At 38.8% G+C, this 20,975-nt stretch carries 12 protein-coding genes; 4 read left to right on the forward strand and 8 right to left on the reverse strand.

Annotated elements, in window-relative coordinates:
* Nucleotide 1: 1 nt before the first annotated feature.
* Both rbbA and ACQ96U_RS17860 read right to left on the reverse strand, forming a co-directional pair.
* Nucleotides 2-2,743: a ribosome-associated ATPase/putative transporter RbbA gene (gene rbbA, locus ACQ96U_RS17855; RefSeq protein WP_431722623.1), complete on the reverse strand. Its 2,742-nt coding sequence runs from the start codon at nucleotides 2,741-2,743 to the stop codon at nucleotides 2-4.
* A 49-nt stretch (nucleotides 2,744-2,792) separates the two neighbouring features.
* Nucleotides 2,793-3,767 (reverse strand): HlyD family secretion protein, encoded by a 975-nt coding sequence (locus tag ACQ96U_RS17860; RefSeq protein WP_431722624.1) that lies wholly within the window; start codon nucleotides 3,765-3,767, stop codon nucleotides 2,793-2,795.
* Nucleotides 3,768-4,021: 254 nt separating this feature from the next.
* Between ACQ96U_RS17860 and ACQ96U_RS17865 the strand changes: the two genes are divergently transcribed.
* The 3 genes from ACQ96U_RS17865 (at nucleotide 4,022) to ACQ96U_RS17875 (ending at nucleotide 9,135) form a co-directional block, all read left to right on the forward strand.
* Nucleotides 4,022-4,639, forward strand: a complete 618-nt coding sequence (locus tag ACQ96U_RS17865) for a DUF924 family protein (protein WP_431722625.1) — start codon at nucleotides 4,022-4,024, stop codon at nucleotides 4,637-4,639.
* A 206-nt stretch (nucleotides 4,640-4,845) separates the two neighbouring features.
* The gene (locus ACQ96U_RS17870; RefSeq protein ID WP_431722626.1) at nucleotides 4,846-5,883 is read left to right on the forward strand and encodes an ABC transporter substrate-binding protein; all 1,038 of its coding nucleotides are present in this window, start codon (nucleotides 4,846-4,848) and stop codon (nucleotides 5,881-5,883) included.
* Between the two features lie 33 nt (nucleotides 5,884-5,916).
* A complete protein-coding gene (locus ACQ96U_RS17875; RefSeq protein ID WP_431722627.1) occupies nucleotides 5,917-9,135 on the forward strand; it encodes an ATP-binding protein in 3,219 nt (1,072 codons plus the stop codon).
* A 114-nt stretch (nucleotides 9,136-9,249) separates the two neighbouring features.
* On the opposite strand, the gene ACQ96U_RS17880 is transcribed toward ACQ96U_RS17875, so the two are convergent.
* The 3 genes from ACQ96U_RS17880 to ACQ96U_RS17890 form a co-directional block, all read right to left on the reverse strand.
* Complete coding sequence (locus tag ACQ96U_RS17880; protein ID WP_431722628.1) at nucleotides 9,250-10,890, reverse strand: Vps62-related protein; 1,641 nt, start codon at nucleotides 10,888-10,890, stop codon at nucleotides 9,250-9,252.
* 231 nt (nucleotides 10,891-11,121) lie between these two features.
* Nucleotides 11,122-12,438 carry a ComEC/Rec2 family competence protein gene (locus ACQ96U_RS17885; RefSeq protein WP_431722629.1) on the reverse strand — a complete coding sequence of 439 codons (1,317 nt, stop codon included), beginning with the start codon at nucleotides 12,436-12,438 and terminating at the stop codon, nucleotides 11,122-11,124.
* A 265-nt stretch (nucleotides 12,439-12,703) separates the two neighbouring features.
* Nucleotides 12,704-14,482, reverse strand: a complete 1,779-nt coding sequence (locus tag ACQ96U_RS17890; RefSeq protein ID WP_431722630.1) for a choice-of-anchor I family protein — start codon at nucleotides 14,480-14,482, stop codon at nucleotides 12,704-12,706.
* 458 nt (nucleotides 14,483-14,940) lie between these two features.
* On the opposite strand from ACQ96U_RS17890, the gene ACQ96U_RS17895 reads away from it, so the two are divergent.
* Entirely contained in the window at nucleotides 14,941-15,753 is an 813-nt protein-coding gene (locus tag ACQ96U_RS17895) for an NPP1 family protein (RefSeq protein ID WP_431722631.1), read from the forward strand.
* Between the two features lie 174 nt (nucleotides 15,754-15,927).
* Here the strand turns inward: ACQ96U_RS17895 and ACQ96U_RS17900 are convergent, their stop codons facing one another.
* Genes ACQ96U_RS17900 through ACQ96U_RS17910 form a run of 3 tightly spaced genes read right to left on the reverse strand, consistent with a single transcriptional unit; the run spans nucleotide 15,928 to nucleotide 20,870 of the window.
* The gene (locus ACQ96U_RS17900) at nucleotides 15,928-16,839 is read right to left on the reverse strand and encodes a nucleotidyltransferase domain-containing protein (protein WP_431722632.1); all 912 of its coding nucleotides are present in this window, start codon (nucleotides 16,837-16,839) and stop codon (nucleotides 15,928-15,930) included.
* Nucleotides 16,840-16,864: 25 nt separating this feature from the next.
* Entirely contained in the window at nucleotides 16,865-18,268 is a 1,404-nt protein-coding gene (locus ACQ96U_RS17905) for a 3' terminal RNA ribose 2'-O-methyltransferase Hen1 (RefSeq protein ID WP_431722633.1), read from the reverse strand.
* 19 nt (nucleotides 18,269-18,287) lie between these two features.
* Entirely contained in the window at nucleotides 18,288-20,870 is a 2,583-nt protein-coding gene (locus tag ACQ96U_RS17910; protein ID WP_431722634.1) for a polynucleotide kinase-phosphatase, read from the reverse strand.
* Nucleotides 20,871-20,975: the final 105 nt, after the last annotated feature.

Below are 20,975 nucleotides of genomic sequence, written 5' to 3' on the forward strand. Positions count from 1 at the left end.
ATTACTGTTCCTGTTTGGGTAAAAATAAAGCACTGAGTAATGTGAATACGATGAAGAAACCAATAATTGCGAGGAAATTTGGTTTGAGATCAGCCCAAGTAGCTGCTTTAGTAAAAATACCCACTGTGATGTTTAGATAATACGCGGCAGGGAAATAGGTTGACATCACTGAAGCACCTCCAGAAAGGGAGGCGACAGGACTTATTAAGCCTGAGAAATTAATTGATGGAATGATAGTAATAATCAAAGTACCAAACAAGGCTGCAACTTGAGTCGTGGTGAATGTTGAAATGAGTAAACCTAAAGCGGTGGTTGCAACAACATATAGTCCAGAACCAATAAATAACAACCAGAAACTACCTTTAACAGGAACCCCAAAAAATAGCCAAGTTACAAGAAACAATGATATAAAGTTAATAAATGAAAGTGAGATGTAAGGCAGTTGTTTCCCCCATAAAAACTCAAGACGGGTAGTGGGGGTTGCATAGTAATTTGTAATAGAGCCTAACTCTTTCTCACGCACCACGGCTACTGCCATAAGCATGGCAGGAATAAAGGTCAGGAGTGTTGCCATAACACCGGGCACAATGGCATAGATACTTTCAATGCTTTGATTATAACGAAAACGAGGTTCAATCTTTAACTGTTGGTAAGTTTGGCGAGGACTGATTTTGCTTAACTGTTGCAGGTAGTTTTGATGAACACCCTGCACGTAACCGCGAATGGTTTCTGCTCTAAATGTCATCGCGCCATCAATCCATATCCCCACTTCGGGAGACTCCTTTTTGAGTATTTGCCGTCCAAATTGGGGAGGGATTTCAATCACCAGCTCAACTTCACCCTTAGCAAGTGCATGTTCAGCTTGTTGGTCATCGTTTACAAAAAGTTGCTGTTGAAAATACTTTGATCCTTCAAATGCTTCTAAGTAGTGGCGGCTGTATTGGGTTTGGTCCCGATCTAATACAGCATACTTCATATGGTTTACATCCATAGAAATACCGTATCCCATAACAATCAATAAAAAAATGGGACCCAGTAATGCAAATAAGAAACGGATAGGATCACGCTGAATTTCCATGGTTTCACGCTGAGCATAAGCCCATAAGCGTTGCCAGGATAATAGAGAGGCTTGTGAGTGTTTACTTAACGTAGATGGAGACGGTTTATTGCTAATATCACTTGATTTGATATGTTGTGCTTTTTGAGGCTCTTCTGTGTGCTCATTTTCTTGTAGATATTGAATAAATGCTGCTTCTAAATTAGCTGCATGCTTTTCCCTGATAAGCATTTCTGTCGTACCAGCTGCCAGCACTTTTCCTGCGTGCATCAGTGAAATTCTATCGCAACGTTCAGCCTCATTCATAAAATGGGTTGAAATAAAAATTGTTACGTTTTCCTTTCGTGATAGTTCTGCCAGTAATTGCCAAAACTGATCTCTGGCTATTGGGTCAACGCCAGAGGTCGGCTCATCAAGGATAAGAATTTTAGGACGATGAATGATGGCAACAGCTAACGACAAACGTTGTTTAATACCAAGTGGTAAGTCTACAGTGAGCTCATCTGCCACATTTGCTAATGACATACGCGAAAGTAATTCATTTATCCGACTTTTCGTTTCATCATGTGACAGTTGAAATAAACGGGCATGTAATAATAAGTTTTGCTGAACAGTAAGTTCTTGGTAAAGAGAAAAGCTCTGGGACATAAAGCCAATGTTTTTGCGATGCGAAAGACTTCTGCTATTCATTGGTTCGCCAAATAACGTAGCTTTACCTTCTGTTGGTGGTAATAAGCCCGTTAGCATTTTCATCGTAGTGGTTTTCCCACAGCCATTAGAGCCAAGAAAACCAAAAATTTCACCTTGATAGATACGAAAATTAACCTGATTAACAGCGGTAAAATCACCAAAACGTTTTGTTAACTGGCTAGCTTCAATTGCAATTGGTTTGCTGTTTTGTTGATAAGAAGGAATGCTTAAAATAGTTTGAGGTGTGTGCTCAGGCTGTAGTGCTTTAAAGGCTTCGTCGAGATTTGCTGTTTGAGTTTGTTGGCAAAGTGCTTCAGGACTTCCTGTTGCTAAAAGTTTGCCATTATAGAGTGCGGCGAGCCAGTCATAACGCTCAGCTTCTTCCATATAAGCCGTTGCAACAAGAATAGTCATATCGGGTGTTCGTGTTTTTATACGGTTAATTAACTCCCAAAACTGCAAACGCGATAATGGATCAACACCTGTTGTAGGCTCATCTAAAATAAGTAAATCGGGATCATGAATCAGTGCACAGCAAAGCCCAAGTTTTTGCTTCATTCCACCTGATAATTTACCTGCAGGGCGATTAGCAAAAGGGGCTAAGCCTGTAGCGGCTAATAATTCCTCAATATGCTGTCTGCGCTGCTGGTGATTCTGGCGAAAAAGCTGGCTAAAAAAACGCAAATTTTCATAAACCGATAATGTTGCATAAAGATTTTTACCAAGACCTTGTGGCATGTAAGCTATACGATGGTATAACTGGCTTCGAACATGGTTAAGCTTGATATCTTGAGAAAATAAGTGAATTTTTCCCTGTTGAATTTTTTTAACACCAGCAATTAAACTTAATAATGTTGACTTGCCAACCCCATCTGGACCAATTAAACCCGCGATAGTCCCTTTGTCGATACTAAGTGAAATGTCAGATAGCGCTAACTGTTGCTTATAATAATGGGTGACTTGATTGACTGATACGACTTCATCTGGCTTATTCATGAGAGAGCCTTTATTTCATCGCGATAAAGAGCACTTTGTAAGACAGCATTCAAAGAATATCGGACCACTTTACTTCAGGATTGAGCTTTATATAGGCCATACCAGGCATACCTGGTTTGATTAGATCAATATGGTCTTTTAAAAAAGCGTCGTTTACACTGACTTTAATTCTAAAGCGCAACTTACTGCGTTCTTCTCGGGTTTCTACAACTTTTGGGGTAAACTGAGCCAGAGGGGAAATAAAACTGACCTTAGCAGGGATGTGTAAATCATGGACTGCATCTAAAACAATACGTGCATCACTACCAACAATCACCTTTCCGGCATCTGTCTCACTTAAGAAGACAGTCATATAAACATCCGACAAGTCAATTATGGTTAAAATTTTACTGCCACTTGCAACGATTTCTCCAGGCTCTGCAATGCGATAGAGCACTCTCCCTGAAACAGGAGAAGTAATGCTACTGTCTTCTAAATCGGCTTTAAGACGCTCAGCAGAAGCTTGTGCCGCCTGTATTGAGGCATCAGCCACTTCGACCATGGCTTCTGCAGCGGCACAGGCTGCTTGAGTGGTTTCCACTTTAAGTTGAGCGGTGTCTAAATCATCTTCCGAGGCAAAATTGCGCTGAATAAGGTCTTGTGTTCTTTGCAGTTGTTTTTTGGCGTATTTACACTCGCTGTTCCGCTCTTCAACGATTGCCATGGCTCGTTGGCGTTCGACCTTTGCTTTTAGTACTTGAGACTCTGCTTGTTTAAGTTGAGCTTCAAGTGTTTTGGTATCCATTTTGACAACGAGCTGATTTTTAACAACTTGGTCTCCCTCTTTGGCTGTAACTTGTTCTATACGGCCAGGAAGCTTGCTGGCAATATGAACATCATTGGCTTCTAAGCGACCATTACCCATTGCAAAATAGGCAGGAGCACTTGCATAGTAGAAGGAATAATAGGTCAAACCTAATACACCACTCAGTACCAGCAAGCCAAAAAGCCAGTATAGAATAGGTGACTTTTTGCTAGTATTCATCGAATTGACCACCTAATAGTCCGTTATAACATACTAACGATATGTGCTTTATCCTGTATATCTGTTATTTATATATCCTTCGTGCAGAATATACCTATAACGAATGACTTAGTAGAGGCTACGTCAATTAATTAAAGAAACCAGTTATAAATGACGAAAGTGAAGAGCGTTGTATACAAATACAAAAAGTCATTCGCAAGCTGTGTACTAATGCCAAACAAGTCGTCTATTTACTACTATCTGGAGTGATATGCATGAAAGAAAAGCAACCTAATGAAGTGGTTACTACTTGGTTTGGTGCACTAGATTCAGAGGGTACTGTCACTTCAGAGATACGTAGCAAATGGTTTAATGCAACAGCTGAACATGATGATGAATTAAGCAGCATGTTTGAATCATGGGTATTTGCAGCTGCGGATGGCAAGCTTAATAACTGGGAGGAAAGTGCAGAGGGGCGATTAGCGCTAATCATTTTGTTAGACCAAATCCCAAGAAATATTTACCGCTCAACAGCGAATGCATTTAAATATGACACAATTGCTCTTAACCATGCTAAACAGGCTGTACTGACAGGACAGCATAAACAGCTTCCATACTTAATGCGTGTTTTCTGTTATATGCCATTTGAACACTCCGAAAGTCTGCTTGATCAACAACAGGCTGTGCGACTGTTCAAAGAGATTGCTGATGAAGTTGAGTCTTCATCTCCTTTATACTCTCAGTTACACTCATTCTATGACTATGCGGTGCAACACTTAGCGATCATTGAGCAATTTGGTCGATTTCCTCACCGAAATAAAACGCTAGGGCGTTTGTCTAGTCCAGAAGAAACAATATACTTGGCAGAGCAAGGTACAAATTTTGGACAATAAATCTGTATATCTCTCAGCCACGTTTGATGGATAAATATCAATGCCATCTAATGTTGAGCAATTACAATAGCGGTTTGATCGATGATGTACGGCAACTAAAGTGTAAGTATCATAGTATCAATGCATTAGCTAACATTTTCATAGTCACAGCGGCGGTTTTAAGTGAACTCAATCAAATCATGATATTTATCAGGTTGATCGTTTTTATGTTAGGTAAAAGCCAGCAGAAAAATAGTAAGACAAATAGATTGAAGTGTACTTGGTGGTTTTGTTTACTCCTTGTTTTAGCTGAATCAGTAATAGCTCAAGAAAGGGAAAGTCATGTTGTTGTTTACTCTGTTACAAGTTTTAGTAACGAAGTAAGTAAAGCATTTAGAAAAAAGACTGGAATTAAAGCGCATATTTATAGAATGAATGGCAGTGGTGCAACACTAGCAAGGTTAGAAGGCGAGCGAGATCATCCCAAAGCAGATGTTTGGATAGGTGGTAGTATAGGTGCTCATGCGCAAGCTGCTTATAGCAGCTTGCTTCAGTGTTATCGCCCAAACAATTATGAAGAGCTTGACCCCGAATTTCGTAACCCATTGGGCAATAACTGTGTGACAGGGCTTTATACTGGGGTCTTAGGTTTTATAGTAAACAAAGATATATTAAAGGAAAATAAGCTGCCTGTTCCTCGCACTTGGCAATCACTTCTTGAAAGTCAGTACCATGGCTTAGTGGGTATGAAAAGCCCAATGGTATCAGGAACAGCCTATACGACAGTAGCAACATTAGTTCAAATGATGGGTGAAGAAGTTGCTTTTAACTATCTCAAAAAGCTTCATAATAACCTTGCGGGGTATATAAACTCACACTCAAGACTTACCTCTCAAGGACGCTTAGCGATAACGATAACCTTCCTGCATGAATGGGTTGAAGAGAAACATAAGTTTCCTAGAAAAAATATAGAAATTATTGTACCTGAAGAAGGAACAGGACATGAAATAGGTGGACTCAGTTTAATTAAAAAGGGGCCAAATCCAATTGCAGCAAAAAAACTAATAGATTTTATTCTCTCTGAAGAAGGGCAAAAACTATTTATCAAGTCAAACTATCAAAAACCCGTTCATTTAAAAATGCAAAAGTACTCTAAAGCACCTGAAATTGATATTAATAAATTAATAGACTATGATTTTGCATGGGCAGGGAAAAATCGCCGTAGGCTGATTGAGCTTTATAAAAAAAGAGTGTTAAGAAACTAGAACAGTCGTCCTTTACTTAAATGATTTATTAATATGTTGCGAGATTTTTTCAATAACTTAAGCTTGAAGAATAAGCTTACTTTTACCTATTTGGTAATTAGTATAGCACCTTTTATCATCATTTCCTTTCTAATGCTGAGCTACTTTACAAAGAATCTAGAACAGCAAGCATTTAATCAGCTATCATCATTAAGGGATGTCAAAAAAAGTCACTTGGATGAGTACATTAAACAAGTCCAAGATCAAATACAATATCTTGTTGGTAACATTGATAGTAAGTTTGATAGTACAAGTAATACTTATATGTTAAATTATTTGGCTAGTTTTAGGGAAGATATAAAGCCTTTAGCAGAAGCTGATAAAGATGATTATAATGTCTTACAGAAGTTGTTTATAGTCGGTACGGAATCTGAGAAAACTGACATAAAGGCAAATAGAGATTATTATGATTATACGCATGAAGATATTCATCCTTTCTTAAAAAAAATAGTCGATCAGTTTGGCTTTGATAATTTATATTTGGTTACCAATAATGGAAATATTGTTTATTCTGTAATTAAAGAAAAAAGTTTTGGTCAAAACTTAGTGAGTGGGGAATATTCTAATACTGGTTTAGGAAAAGCGTTTAAAAGCGCAAAGCAGGCTGTAAATAAACATATAGAGAATAATATTATATTTATAGATTTTGATAAAATTGACTCCAAAATATCATCATTTATTTCTGTGCCACTTTATGAATATCGTAAGTTTCAAGGGGCTGTAATCTTTCAGTTACCTTTTGAAAAAGTTGACAAAGTAATGTCTGCCAGGACTGGGCTGGGTAGTACGGGTGAAACATATCTTGTTGGACAAGATCATTTCATGAGATCTAATGGATATCGCGCGCCTGATAGGTATTCACTTGAATCAACCGTTTCTGGTAATAGTACTTCTTCAGTATCAACAGTGGCTGTTAATGAAGCATTGAACGGTAAAACGGATATCTTAGTTACAACATCTTATTTAGATGATGAGGTATTAAGCGCTTATACTCCTATCAATGTATTTAATATGCGTTGGGCGCTTGTTGCAGAAGTTACCACTAAAGAGGCATTTGCAACGATTAAACAATTGCAACAACTTGCTATTTTAATAGCAGTTGTTGTCATTGGCGTGATTTTTTTAATTGGTTATTTAACTGCAAGCACTATTGCTAAGCCTATCCTTGCGTTAACCACTATTGCAGAAAAAATAGCAGGAGGAAACTTACAGCAAGCAATAAATATACAGCGTAAGGACGAAATTGGTAGTTTAGCGAGTAGTTTTGCTACAATGAGAGAGGCAGTTGCAGATAAAATACATAAAATTGAGCAGCAAAACATAGAACTTAAAAAGCTTGATGAGTTTAAAAATGATTTGCTAGCCAATACAACTCATGAGTTAAAGACACCATTAAATGGTATTATTGGTTTGGCTGAGTCGCTGGTTGGCCGTGTACCAGACCGCTATAATAAAACATTAGTTAATATTATCAATAGTGGTCGCAGGTTATCTAACTTAGTCAATGATATTCTTGATGTAGCAAAGCTTAAACAAAAACAAATTCAATTAAAAACACAACCATTAAACCTTCGCCAAATTGTTGACTTAGATATTTCAATATCTGCTTCGTTAATTGGTAAAAAACCAGTTTCTTTAGTTAACTTGGTGCCCAATACCATTTGTGTTTGTGCTGATCAACATCGACTGCAGCAAATATTTCAAAACTTGATTGGCAATGCCATTAAATTTACCAATAGTGGCGAAGTTAAAATATTTGCTAAGCCTAGTAAAAATATTGTAGAAATCATTGTCAGTGATACTGGGATTGGTATTAATCCAGAAGATCAAATGCGTATTTTTGATGCTTTTGAACAAACTGACTCTGGCGCTAATCGTAGTTATGGTGGTACTGGTTTAGGTTTGGCGATAACCAAGCAACTTGTGGAGCTTCATGGTGGAAATATTCGAGTAGAATCTACACCAGCAAAAGGAACACGTTTTATTTTTACTCTTTCTATCAGTGATGAGTTACCAAAAATTAATCATGATTTAGCACAATATCAGGAGTCAAGCCTAGAGGCTCCTGTTGAGTTTAGTGAGATACTTGAATCTCCCCAAATAAACCAAGGTCAAGTAAAAGACTTTGTTATATTAGCGGTGGATGACGAACCGATTAACCTGGATATTATTTTAAATCACTTAAGTGAAAGTAGTCTTCAGGTTATTCCTGCCCATTCTGGGGAAGAAGCGTTAATCTGTGTTAGGGAGAAAAAACCAGACCTTGTGTTATTAGATGTTATGATGCCAGAAATGGATGGATATGAAGTTTGCCAAATATTACGTGAGGAGTTTACAAGTTATGATTTGCCCATCATCTTTCTAACGGCTCGTAATCAGTTGAGAGATCTAGTACATGGTTTTAATATGGGGGGTAATGATTACTTAACTAAACCATTCTTTAAAGATGAACTGTTAGCTAGGGTTAAAATTCAATTAGAGCTACTAACGCATCGCAAGCGTATGAGCCAGTTGCATCAGTTTTCAAATAATATTTGTGAGTTTAAGTCTCATGAAGAAATGGTGATGGCGACTTATAAGTTACTGGTTAATGACCCCTTAATAGATGATGCAGCTACATTTTTTGAAGGGAAAACGCTCAGTAATAGTGCATCAACTGACAACTTGCTAGCTCGTTATCCATCATGCTTAGAACAAGAAGCAGAATTCATTGAGACTAGTCATAAGTCAGTTGCGATGTTTGTTAAAATATCTAGTTATTACACATTAGCTGCGTCTTTTCCAAAGTCTTCCTCTGAAGAGTGGATACGTAACATAGCACTACAAACACAAAGAAGCGTTGAGCAAATACGTCGTATAAGCGCAAACCCAGATAATGCACTTATCCAAAAGCATATCACACCCATTCTACATAGCATTCTCTATATCAAGGTTGAAAAAAACTATTGTGTTGTGGTTAAACTGATCAACGATGATATAAAGGAAGAAATTATCCGAATTCCACTTAAGAAGATTCTTTTTTTCATCGAGAGTGAACTTTTATTTCAGGTTCACCGATCCTATATAGTCAGCCCTAGTAGAATAAAATCCATTAGTAGCAGCCAGCTAACTATTTATCTGGAGTTTGATCAGCAAGTTCCATTAGCAAAGAAATACTTACCTGAGCTTAAAAAACACTATCCAGAAAAATTTAAAGGTGCTTTGCTGGTGTAGCATTTCTGATCTGTAAAATGTTTAACCCTCTTAACTACTAGGTAACTAAGAGGGTATATCGGAGACAGTTTAACCTACTTTATACTATCTATTGTGTATAACTCAGTGGATGGTTTAAAACTCATTATTGTTCCAATCGCCTTTAGTACCAATGTTGGTTGGACCACCTTGGTTTTCTTTATAGAATTTAGAGAATAGGGCAGCACCAATTGAAGCAGCAGGAGAACCTCCTATGAAAGGACCAAAGAAGTCTCTTGCTACTTTTTCAGCTTGTTCAATGGTCATATGAACATCTTTGACAGGTCCCCATCTGAATTCCATTTTTGCCCAGTCAACAGGGCTGTAGTTTACAATATGGTATTTACCATCTTCGTAACTGTTAAAACGATTGCCTCTAGCTGTGTAGTTCTTTAGATCAACATCAAGGTGTCCAATACACTGCCCAAAGATTTCCTGTATACACTTATGCATAACTCTATGATTATTATCACTCTGGTTAGCATAGCTAGCATGCCCATTTTTTGAAGAATAAATAACGATGTGGGTGCCATCCCATTCAAGTTGATTAGGTGCTCTTTTTTCTCCGTAATTATGCTGAGAGAAATAGACTGAAGTGAGAGACTTATTACTATTATCAAAACGAAGTGTTACATGTTCCCAGTCACCTGTATGTTCACCAAATGGCTTTAGTTCACCAGTATGATTATAAATCTCTCCGAAACGCACTTTAGCAGTACCTGGACCATTGTATGCGTAAAAATACCAAAACTGGATGTCTGTATAACCAGGGATAGTATCCTTAATGTGAACGATGGCTTTTGCCGCATTTAGGTCGCCAGGTCTAGAGGCACTATCATTAGCGGGTTCTAGCCAGATATTATTGTTAACATCGCTATTAATGTTACCTGCAGCTTTTATGTAGTCATAATTGGCTTTAAAAGTATCCGTTGTGGTTTTTATTTTATTGCCTTTAGAGTTAACCAGATAAGCTTGATTGATGTATCTAAAAGGTGAGTCTAGTTTATATCTTTCATCTGGGTGCAAGTATAAAATGGGACCATGCTTTTTAACCAACTCCGTCACTTCTGCCTGCGATAGTTTAGCTGCTAATATTGAAGCTTTTTTAAGTACGTTAAATAGTGAACTTCCACCAGGAGCAGAGTGACTATTATTCCCCACAAAAGAATTAACACTGATTCCATTTGAGTCTTTTGCTACAATTTTCCAAGAACCAAAGTCATCATCAGCACCTGTGCCACTATCATCCCAAATCCAACCCCCTAGCTTTCCTGAAACAACAAGATCGCTTTTGACACAGCGCACCTCATCCAAGGAAGGTTGACCATGGTGTCGACTAACAACGGTACCTAAGCATTTGTAGCCATTGGGTGGATTTGGTTGCCAAAAAGAACCGTCCCAGTCTGCCCCTGAACCTGAGTCTTTCCAAATTCTTGAATAGCTGACGGGTCTAACGAGTGAGCCTGGCACCAATTCCTTCACTACAACAGATGCTTCAGTAGGATGGCCATATCCACCATGCCCATAATGACCTAGCCGATAAAATCCTGCTGGCGGTTTAGGGCTATAATAGCTGCCATCATGATCTCCTCCAGAGCCTTTGTCCCACCATACCAAGTCATATTCGTTGACGTACTTTATTTCTAAGGAGTTAGCTGTTGGGTCATTATTAGCGTAACCTGTGGCTGCTGTACTAATACAGGCGACAAGAGCAGTAAACGTAAGTATTTTGTTCATAAAATTTATCCCTATTTTATGAGGTCCGATAATTAACCTGAAAATGAAGCTTACTTTAGAAAAACGTTATTATCGCTTTTCGATATGTTTACCACTCTATCCTGCGGACTAGGGTAAATCTAATAGTTTGGGATTAAGTCATTGGTTTTGGGATAAAACAAAAGCTTGCTGGGATAACGTATGAGTCTAATGGGATAAGACTGGCAGGGTATCGTTATCACAGTCAGCAAATTATCTCGACTCAAATGGCCCAAACACTGCAGTTACTTTCCGTTCGATTGTTGAATCATCTAATAGAATAACTTGGTATTTTTTTCCTGCTTCATAGACTCTAACAACAATATGTCCTTGGGTTGAAGTGTAAGCTTTGCTTACTTTAGAACCAATGACATTCTTCGTTGCGGCTAACAAGTTGTTTGCACAAATATAACGCTTTCCAGGATAAAGTGATGTTGATGAGATACGGCTTAATACTTCATCATTGGGGTGATCAGATGACCAGCTTTGCTGAATCCAGACTTTAGGGCGAATAGTTCGAACAAAGAAGGTGCTTTGAGAGTCACTATTACCATGATGATTCAGCGTAGCAACATCGACAGGACCAATAACAGGGGCTACTTTAGCTTCTTCACTGGAAAAGTTAGGAGAAGCGTAGTCATCATTACCTGAAATATCACCTCCAGTATAATAGTCAAATGCTCCATAACTGATACGCAGGCCAATACTGAGATTGTTTTCACCTGGTATTTTATCATCATCAAACAGTGAAAATGTCGTATTGTACCATCCTGTCCATGCCTTTCCATTGCCATGAATATTAGCAACGGAGAATGCAGGGTAATTATTGGGGTGATTTTTCAGCTTGATTTGCTGTTTAGAGCCGACATCAATTCTTTGTACTTGCATACCTTGTGTCTTATGACAATCAATAAATTGCCAATAAGCTTTCATGGTTTTTATAAAAGACTGATCATCAAAGTCTTGAGAAGAATACATTTTCTTCTTGTAAGCTTCCGACAACATGGATTCAGGTAATGAATAACCAGGATAGGCTCTATCAATCAAAGTTTTTATAGGAATAGACTCGGCAACTTCTGTTATACCAGAAACTTGGAAGTCACCTAGCTTAGAACGTTTTGAGGTTTCATCAATTTCACGCATATGATCTTCGTGAAAATGTGTGATCAAAGCATAATCTAAGTTGGCTGTCTCCTTTTTTGGATGAAACTGACGTATGTAGTCAATAATCCACTCTCCAGCTGTCTTTGAATCATCTGGTACAAGCTTTGCGTTTCTTGCTGTTAAGGTTCGAGGTCGAGACTCAGAGATATCCCCTGCATCAATTAATAATGTCGTACTGTCAGGAAAGACAATAAATGCGGCATCACCACGCCCTGTATTAATATGATGAATATCTAAATAACCAGTTTGCCATTTTGGTAAATCATTACCTACTAAGCTTGAATTTATGGTTTTAGCTATTATTTTTGATGAAAAAATAATCAGTATGCTGCTGATAATATAAAGAAAATTACGTGCACAAGTCATTTCAAAATACTTCTTATCCCTAACAGGGGTTATGTTATCCCAAATAGGTTATTATGGGAGAAAATAATATTATTTCTCCCATTTTTGTTTTGTGTATAAAATTTTTCTTATTCAAAAAAGACTAAAATTTGTGTTATACCCTTCACGAATGATTTCTAGGTTTTGTTATCTTCACTCCTCACCCCAATCACCTATTAATATAGGATCATGGGGCTTCATCACTCGATGGCCGCACCTAAAAACCATTCGTATTGGGTATAAAAAACTAAAAATTAATTTGGTAAACAGAGGTAGTACCGCTTACTTCGTTACCAACGGAAAGAAAATGTTGCCCATTGCGCTGGAAGTATTCTATTGATTCTGGACCAAGATCTCCGGCTTTAGGGTTATAAATGCCGTTATCGCACTCACCATTATTAACTTTGGTGCATACACTCTCATTGTAGTTCCGATGGTTAACATAAGTAATGAACTTAACCATTGCAGGATCAGAAATATCGTAAACCATGATGCCCCCTTGGCGTTCTAAACCAATAAATGCGTAGTGGCGGCCATTAATATAAGCGACTTCAATAGCCTCTGGTTCGACACCTTTATCATCACTACGGTCATCACCGCTATCATTGTTGTCATTAGTGCTATTAAAGTGTTGTTTTTCGCTGGTTAGAACAATTTTTGCAAAGTCATCACCACTATCATAAACAAGCTGACCATGTTCATCCCAAATGGAAAAAGAACGAGCGCCAAATAATTTTACTGGTTTGTTTGCAGGTATTTTTTTATTAGGTTTAACCAGCTTGAGTCGGCCAAGTTTTTTCTTATCTTTAAGTGATTTTGCTAAAGGGTGGTCTTTCGCGATATTCAGTTCTTTGCCACGTATTTCATCTGAGTGAGCAATACAAAAACCTTGTTTAGTGGTGTAGTCATTTGTGCCTTTGAAATCGTCACTGTCCCAAAAGTAGCCTAATTGATCACATATATGTTGAGTGGTGGTAAAACCATACTCTCTTCCATCACCCTCGTTGGCCGTTACAATATACGTTTTTCCATTAACCGTATAACTGGCAATACTGTCAGGCATATATAGGCTTTCAAGCTGTGGGTAGTATTTAAGATGACCAGCGACGTTGTCTTTATTAGATGCATCTAACCCATAAGATGCCCATGATTTACCTCCAAGGCCAAAAATAGTATCAATTCGGGCAGATTTTACATCAATTTTAGCCAGTGCATTGTTTTCCTGTAATGAAGCAAAAAGCTTTCCGTTGGTAGTAAATGTTAAATACTCTGGTTCAAGGTCTTGAGCAACTGTAGCATTCGGGCCAGAAATACGAACAGTGTTTGGTAGCTCATGATGGCGAGAATTGCCTGCATTAAATGCTTTAAAGTTTATTTGCTTGACCTCAGCATTTAATGCTCCATGGCTTAAGTCAACAAGGGTAATACTACCCTCAGGGTCTACTTGATAGTTTGAACTTGGTTCCCCTTCATTTGCAGTAGCAATATAGCGACCGTCTTTTGAAAAGCTGACCATATCAGGTAGCGAACCAGCAGGAAACGTATTAATCAATGCTAGAGTATCTGAGCGATATAAACCTATAATGCCATGTGCTTGCTTATTTTCATTTTCGATAGCAACGGCAATAAGCCCTTGATGCGTTGCAACACTATTTGCCGCACCAATTTTAATGCCAGCATGCTTACCTGCTGATTGTAGATTAATCGCGCCTGTAGAATAAGGCTTGCCTTGATCATTTAAGCTTATGATATCTACTTGCTTGGCCTGGGCATTGACTACATAAAGTTTGTCTGTACAACTATCATAGCTGACAATTTCTGCTGCTGAGGTAGCAAAATCAGCATCCGCGATTGATGTTCCTATTAACGTTAAACCACTAACAGGTGCTGTACTTTGTGCTGAAGGTTGAGATGCATGACACTCAATTTCTGGTTTTTTGATCTGCTGTGAGTCATTTGAAACGCATGCACCAATGTATGTACTTGTTAGGCATATTGTTAGTATGGACTGTAGTTGTGTTTTCACAAAAGTTGGTTCCTTGTAACGAAGGTGATAAAAGAATAATACTATTATGTAATTAAATTGTTACATGCTGACTTATATTTACTGGTACTATTCGTTTTTTTATTTTTTAGGTTTGATTAAGTAATCGGTTGTAATAATTATTGTTACTTTGAATTATTTACAATAACCGTATAAATGATAAAAAGTAATGACTGCTATTTTGGCTTAATGAAACTGTAAATGTATTTGTGCTATTACAATAAAAATGATTGAGTAAGTGTGGCATAAATAAGTTATTAAAAGATATACATGTTGATACCCTTTATAACTTGTTTGTAAATATACCTATAATATAGTTTAGTCATTGAAACGATAACATAATTGTTATCAACAAACGTACCATTAATTTTATTTTTTTATAAGAATAATAACTACAGCCCTTTGAATTATAGCTCATCGTTTACAAAGGAACCTTTTAAATGAGGATTAAAGCTACATCATATATTTCTGTTGCAATGAGTGCGTTGTTAGTGACAATGACGCATGCGGATGACTTTAATAAGCTTGATCAAGCAGTCCCTGCTAATAATATTATAAACACTCAAGAGCCTGTTTTTGACTTTGATACCGATGGCTGTCTTCCTGCAGCAGGTATAAGTCGAGATGGACGAAAAAACCCAGGATTAAAAAATTCGGGTGGGCTTGCAGAAGGTTGTGATGATAATAATTTTCTAAATACTTCAAATACACTTCATCGATATGCTTGCACAACTTCAGGAAAGGATCAGTTTTGTGGTCATTTTTACGCATTATATTTTGAAAAAGATCAGGTGGCTGCGTGGATAGATGTTTTTGGTCATCGCCATGATTGGGAGCATGTCGCTATTTGGACGACCAACGGTAAAATCACCTATGCAAGTTACAGCGCACATGGAAAATTATATACAAAGCCAGCTTCAAACGTACCTTTTGAAGGGACTCATGTGAAGTTTGTTTATCATAAAGATGGTATTTCTACACATGCAATGCGTTTTGCAAAGTCGAATGAAATTGCTGAAAATCCCTATGGTCAATTTGTGACACCCACTATAGTGAGTTGGTACGAATTAATGGGGGATGGTATTGTTAATCGAGAAATGCGCAATAAATTAAATAGCTTTGATTATGGTAAAGCGACCATTCCTTTAAAAGATAGTAACTTCAGAACAAGGTTAAATGATAACCGACCTGATGGGTATCCACTTTTCTCAGAACAGGATATTGAAGCGTCGAATCCAAATCATAAGGGATAATCTTTTAATATATTAATACCCTAATTTTTGTGCCAGCCTTTTAGTAAACCCCACCCCTTACCAAGGAGAGGGAGGAGTTCGTGCAAGCAGCAGACAACTTTTGTTTCGAAGCACCATCAGTTCCTCCCCTTTGTTGAAGGGGGAGGTTAGGAGGGGGTTAAAAAGCTAGCAGATTTATTTTATTCGCTGCTGATACTGATTTATAAGCAGTTGTATTTGTTCCAGCGTGGCTTCGGCTAAACCTGGTTGGCTAATACATTCACTAAGGCTGCCATAATGCATTTCCAGACATTCTAGTAATAGTTGTCGAATAGCATTTTGATCAGCTTTAAAGGGTAACTCGCTTTGTTCGTAACATTGTTCTAAATGCTGTTCTTTTTTAATAAAAAATTCTTCAACTTGTTGTATTTCCCACTCACCACGCCGAATTGTTTTTAATTGTTCTTTATGAAGGGTTAAGTCCATATCTTGTTCGATAAGAAGTTGTTCTACCTCTAAGAGTAAGCGGACAACGTGATAGGCAAATTTAACATCGTAACCATACTGCTCAACCATTTTGGCTCGTTTGCCTTCGGGTTGTTTAGTTTTCATTTTATGCATTTGTGCATAAGCGTAACCTTTAAATTTTGCCCAACACCCTTTGTGTAAAAACAGTTTGCGTCGTTCTCGAACACGTTCGCCCACGGCTGTACTATGTAAAATACAGTTTCTTGGAACATACAAGCTATCCACTATATTTGGGTTGTTATCCATAAGTAAGCGGAAATATTTAGCAATAGAATAGATGGTAATATCGTATTCTCGACCGCGTCCACCTAATGCGGATGAATCATAAATATGGTGTTGCTGATACTGTTGAAACTTAGGTTGTGCTAAGTCAAAACCAGGAATTTCGCCTCGTAAATGAGGAAATATGTCTGATTTAGGTGGAATCGCGAATCCATATACATCCATATCTGAACTATCATTTGAAACACCATAGGCCATGGAGCCCATGATGACTTCGTAATGTACTGCGTCACTTAAAAATGGAGGAATACCCGGCAGCAGGTTTTTTTTCATTAATTGCTGGGTTGTACTGCTCATAAGCTGACTCTTCGCTATGGGTAAATTATGTACTACGTGTAAATACGGCCATTTGTGTTGGATGACCGTAGTTTTGGTCATTGGCGCCAATGCCTTCGAGTGTTACCTGATAATCATAGTTATCCACAATGCGCTGACACCATGTTGTGAATTCTGCTCGTGTCCACTCAAAGCGATGATCACTATGTCTTCGTTGGGTTTCTGTTAAACCAAATACTACATTATATTCCTGATTAGGGGTGGTGATGATAACCAGTTTGGGTTGTGCAATGTTAAAGACATTTTCAATAAATGCTTCCAGTCGGTCTTCATCCATATGTTCAATCATTTCTATACAGCAAATGCCCTCAAATGAAGTCCAACGGGAATCACTGTAGAATGCAGAACCATGCCAAAGCTGTATACGATGCTGTTGTCTTTCGGACCAATGTTCTAGGCGAAGTCGGCTACTGGCACGATCTAGTGCTTGGGATGAAACATCAACACCAATAATAGATTTAAATTGCGCATGGCTTGCCAGTAACTTCATTAATTTTCCTTCGCCACAACCTAAATCAAGAATGGATTGGACCTGATGGGCAAGTAAGGTATCCATTACTTTTTGCTGGCGTTGTTGATTTAATGTTAGTGATTTTTCAAGTTCGGCTTCAGCTAAATCGGCTTTTTCCTCTGCATCAATTTGTTCTGGTGCCAATGCAGCTAACGCAATTTGAGCATAATGTTTTTTATGCTTTAAATAACGTAATGATATAAATTCTTTAGCGGGATGTTGCGCTAACCAATCACCCCCGCGTAATAATAATTTTTCAATTTCGTCGGCACTTACCCAGTAGTGTTTGTCGTTATCAAGCACGGGCATTAAAACATACAAATGAGAGAGTAAATCGACTAAACGACATTTGTTTTTTAATGTGACCTGATAATAATGACTATGACCCCACTCTGAAAATTGATTATCGAGGGCAATGGGTTCTGCAAAAATTTCATAACCAAGTGGAGAAAACAACTTTTCTAAAACGGGTTGTCCTCCTCGACAGGGTAATACCGGAATATGAACTGTTAAAGGAAGTTTGCAGTCCACTAACGCTTCACGTTCTTTGCAGCGACCTCCTATGGCAGAACGAAAGGCTCTAGCCAAGGCCACACTCATAAATGAATTAGCCGTATAGGGTCGATCATTTAAATAATGAGTAAGCTGTTTGGATGACATCGGTCCACGAAATGTCCGGACTAAGCCAATAGCATCCACCTCAAGTAAAAGAGCGACCTGGCATTGGTTTTCATCATACTGAGGATAGAAGACATGCGCTGTACTGTGACTTAATGAAAAGCTGTGGATACGATCTGGATGCTTATGCAGCAGGTAACTCAAGTCTGTCGGATTAATATTGTTTTCAGGATCATTTTGTAAGGATAAGGTTAATAACATTGTAAATGCTCCAACAGGCTTATAAACGTGGGTCAACGGGTTCTGCAGACAATGCAATCACACCTAAAATACATTCATGCACACGCCGTAAAGGCTCTTGACCCACAAAGCGTTGTAAGGCTGCTAGTCCTAATGAAAACTCTTTAATTGCAAGACGACGTTTTTTACCTAATCCTCGTTTTTTTAAACGCGCTAAATTTTCAGGTGCATCATAGTTGGGACCGTAAATTAAACGCAGATACTCTTTGCCGCGTACTTTCAATGCAGGTTGAGCTAAGCCCACATTGGTGTGGCAGACAAAGTCCATGGGTTTGATCACAATACCTTCTGATCCCTTTTCGAGTAGGCTCTGCCACCATTGGCTGACTGCTTGGCATTCATGTTCTTCTACAGGATGAATAATACGATAATCAGTCGCTTGAATAAGGCCTTTACTGGCTTTAGCCAGATCACTGATATGCGTCATGTGCCATTGGTGGTTTTTATCGGTATGCATTGCACCTTCACTGGCCATAATATGGAAAGGCGCCAGCTTTAGCTGATTCACTTCAGTTACTGACCAGCAATATTGTTGATAAGCTTGTCTAAAGCCACTGATATGCTGATGGTGTGTTGCAATGCGTTGGTTTAAGTCATTTAAATCAACACCTCTTAATGCTGCTTGCTCAAGGAGCAGATTGGCAACAGGTAAAACATTATTTCCTGCACAACCAACGGCTGCATATTGCTGACGGATTAATTCTGATGCTTTAAATGACCAGGGCATCAGCTCACAATCAAGGGTCAACCAGTCAGTCTTGAGTGTATCCCACAGGCCTACGTCTGTGACGGCTTGTTGTACCTCAAGTAAAAATGCTTGCTCTAAAGTGTCATCATTAAAAAATCGCCGTCCTGTCCGTGTATAACAACAGCCAATAGCTTCACTTTGAATACCAAATACCCGACGAGAGACATCGGGTGTTTTACAAATTTGCACAATCGCACGCGATCCCATGTGCTTTTCCTGGCAAATTACAGTTTCCACTTCCATCTGTTGGAAATAATCCAACGCTTGTTGTGGATCCTCTAATAATTCAGCTTCTTCACTCGCATGCGCTGGTGACATGGTAGGGGGCAGGTAGTTTATCCACTTAGGATTAATGGTAAATCGGCTAAGGGTTTCTAGCGCGGCAGCCGCGTACTGCTCTTCAATACAAATTTTGTTACGCAGAGGAGTGGTAATAAAACGCTTACCCTGTACATCACTGATGTTCAGTACATCATCATGACGATGTTGAAGGGAGCGTGTATCTTGCTCTTCAAATAAAGGACGAGAAGGTTCGTAATAAACCTGTGACGCTGGAACACTGACAAGCTCTCGTTCCGGATAGCGTAGCGCTGTTAGCTTGCCACCAAATACACATCCGGTATCAATACAGATCGTATTATTGAAGAACTCAGGCTCAATAGTGGGGGTGTGTCCATAGACCACAAGGGCTTTACCCCGGTAGTCATTGGCCCACTCATAACGAACAGGTAAGCCATACTCATCAGTTTCTCCAGTGGTTTCACCATAGAGGGCAAAAGCACGTACAGTCCCAGAGGCTCGTCCTTGATAGTGTTCTTTCATGCCTGCGTGAGCAGCCACTAAACGACCATTGTCCAGTACATAGTGGCTTATTAAGCCATCTAAAAAGCTGGAAACCTGTTGTATAAATGCTTCTGGTTCGTTTTCTAATTGGGCCAGTGTTTGCTCCAAACCATGATTTACTTTTACTTGCCGGCCTTCCAGCTTACGTTTGAGCTTGTCATCATGGTTGCCACTTACACACAGCGCATGTCCTTGGTGAACCATTGACATGACTAAGCGCAAAACCTCAGGGTTTTTTGGGCCACGATCAACAAGGTCTCCGACAAAAATAGCTTTGCGTTGAGCGGGGGGAGTAATTGAATAAGGATAAACAGGATCTGCAGTATTTTGATCCACATGATATCCCAGCTTTGTTAGGAGCGTGACTAACTCATCAAAGCAACCGTGGATATCACCAATAATGTCAAAGGGACCTGTCTCGTTTCGTTTATCAGTCCACAGCGGAATGCGTTTGAAACTAACCCGATTGATCTCTTCTTCACTTTTTAAAATATGGACCTGTGAAAAACCTTCCCGTTTAAGTTGGCGCATTGAACGCCTCAACTGACGGGCTTGATTACGAATAACATGAGGACCAAAATCACGGTCTGGACGCGTTTTGTTACGTTCTAGACAGGTGGATTCAGCAATATCCAAAACAATAGCCTGGGCAAAACAATGCTGTTTGCGAGCGACTCGAAGTAAAGAGCGTCGCGCTGATTCTTGAACGTTTGTAGCGTCGACTACCGTCAGCAGTCCACGACGTAATCTACGCTCTGCAATGAGGTGAAGTACATCAAAGGCATCTGCAGAGGCATCTTGTGCATTTTCATCATCAGAGACGAGGCCTCGGCAAACATCTGAGGATAATATTTCTGTCGATAAAAAATGTTTGCGAGCAAAGGTACTTTTTCCTGCACCTGAAGTGCCTACCAGTAAAATTAACGAAACTTCAGGTATTTGTATTTCTTTTTCTGTCATTATTGTGGTCATTAGCGAATTATCATTTATTAAACATCTTGAGCACGGCCTAACCCACTCTGTGAACGTTAGGTGCTATTACTAACTGTGTAAAAGTATTGTCGCCAGTTAAAAGTG

Source organism: Zooshikella sp. RANM57, from assembly GCF_050749885.1.
Classification (GTDB): domain Bacteria; phylum Pseudomonadota; class Gammaproteobacteria; order Pseudomonadales; family Zooshikellaceae; genus Zooshikella.

Coding starts and splice junctions, on each gene's coding strand:
- ACQ96U_RS17910 (WP_431722634.1), bottom strand. CDS start 20,870: ATGACCACAATAATGACAGAAAAAGAAATACAAATACCTGAAGTTTCG.
- ACQ96U_RS17885 (WP_431722629.1), bottom strand. CDS start 12,438: ATGACTTGTGCACGTAATTTTCTTTATATTATCAGCAGCATACTGATT.
- ACQ96U_RS17905 (WP_431722633.1), bottom strand. CDS start 18,268: ATGTTATTAACCTTATCCTTACAAAATGATCCTGAAAACAATATTAAT.
- ACQ96U_RS17880 (WP_431722628.1), bottom strand. CDS start 10,890: ATGAACAAAATACTTACGTTTACTGCTCTTGTCGCCTGTATTAGTACA.
- ACQ96U_RS17895 (WP_431722631.1), top strand. CDS start 14,941: ATGAGGATTAAAGCTACATCATATATTTCTGTTGCAATGAGTGCGTTG.
- ACQ96U_RS17875 (WP_431722627.1), top strand. CDS start 5,917: ATGTTGCGAGATTTTTTCAATAACTTAAGCTTGAAGAATAAGCTTACT.
- rbbA (WP_431722623.1), bottom strand. CDS start 2,743: ATGAATAAGCCAGATGAAGTCGTATCAGTCAATCAAGTCACCCATTAT.
- ACQ96U_RS17865 (WP_431722625.1), top strand. CDS start 4,022: ATGAAAGAAAAGCAACCTAATGAAGTGGTTACTACTTGGTTTGGTGCA.
- ACQ96U_RS17900 (WP_431722632.1), bottom strand. CDS start 16,839: ATGAGCAGTACAACCCAGCAATTAATGAAAAAAAACCTGCTGCCGGGT.
- ACQ96U_RS17870 (WP_431722626.1), top strand. CDS start 4,846: ATGTTAGGTAAAAGCCAGCAGAAAAATAGTAAGACAAATAGATTGAAG.
- ACQ96U_RS17860 (WP_431722624.1), bottom strand. CDS start 3,767: ATGAATACTAGCAAAAAGTCACCTATTCTATACTGGCTTTTTGGCTTG.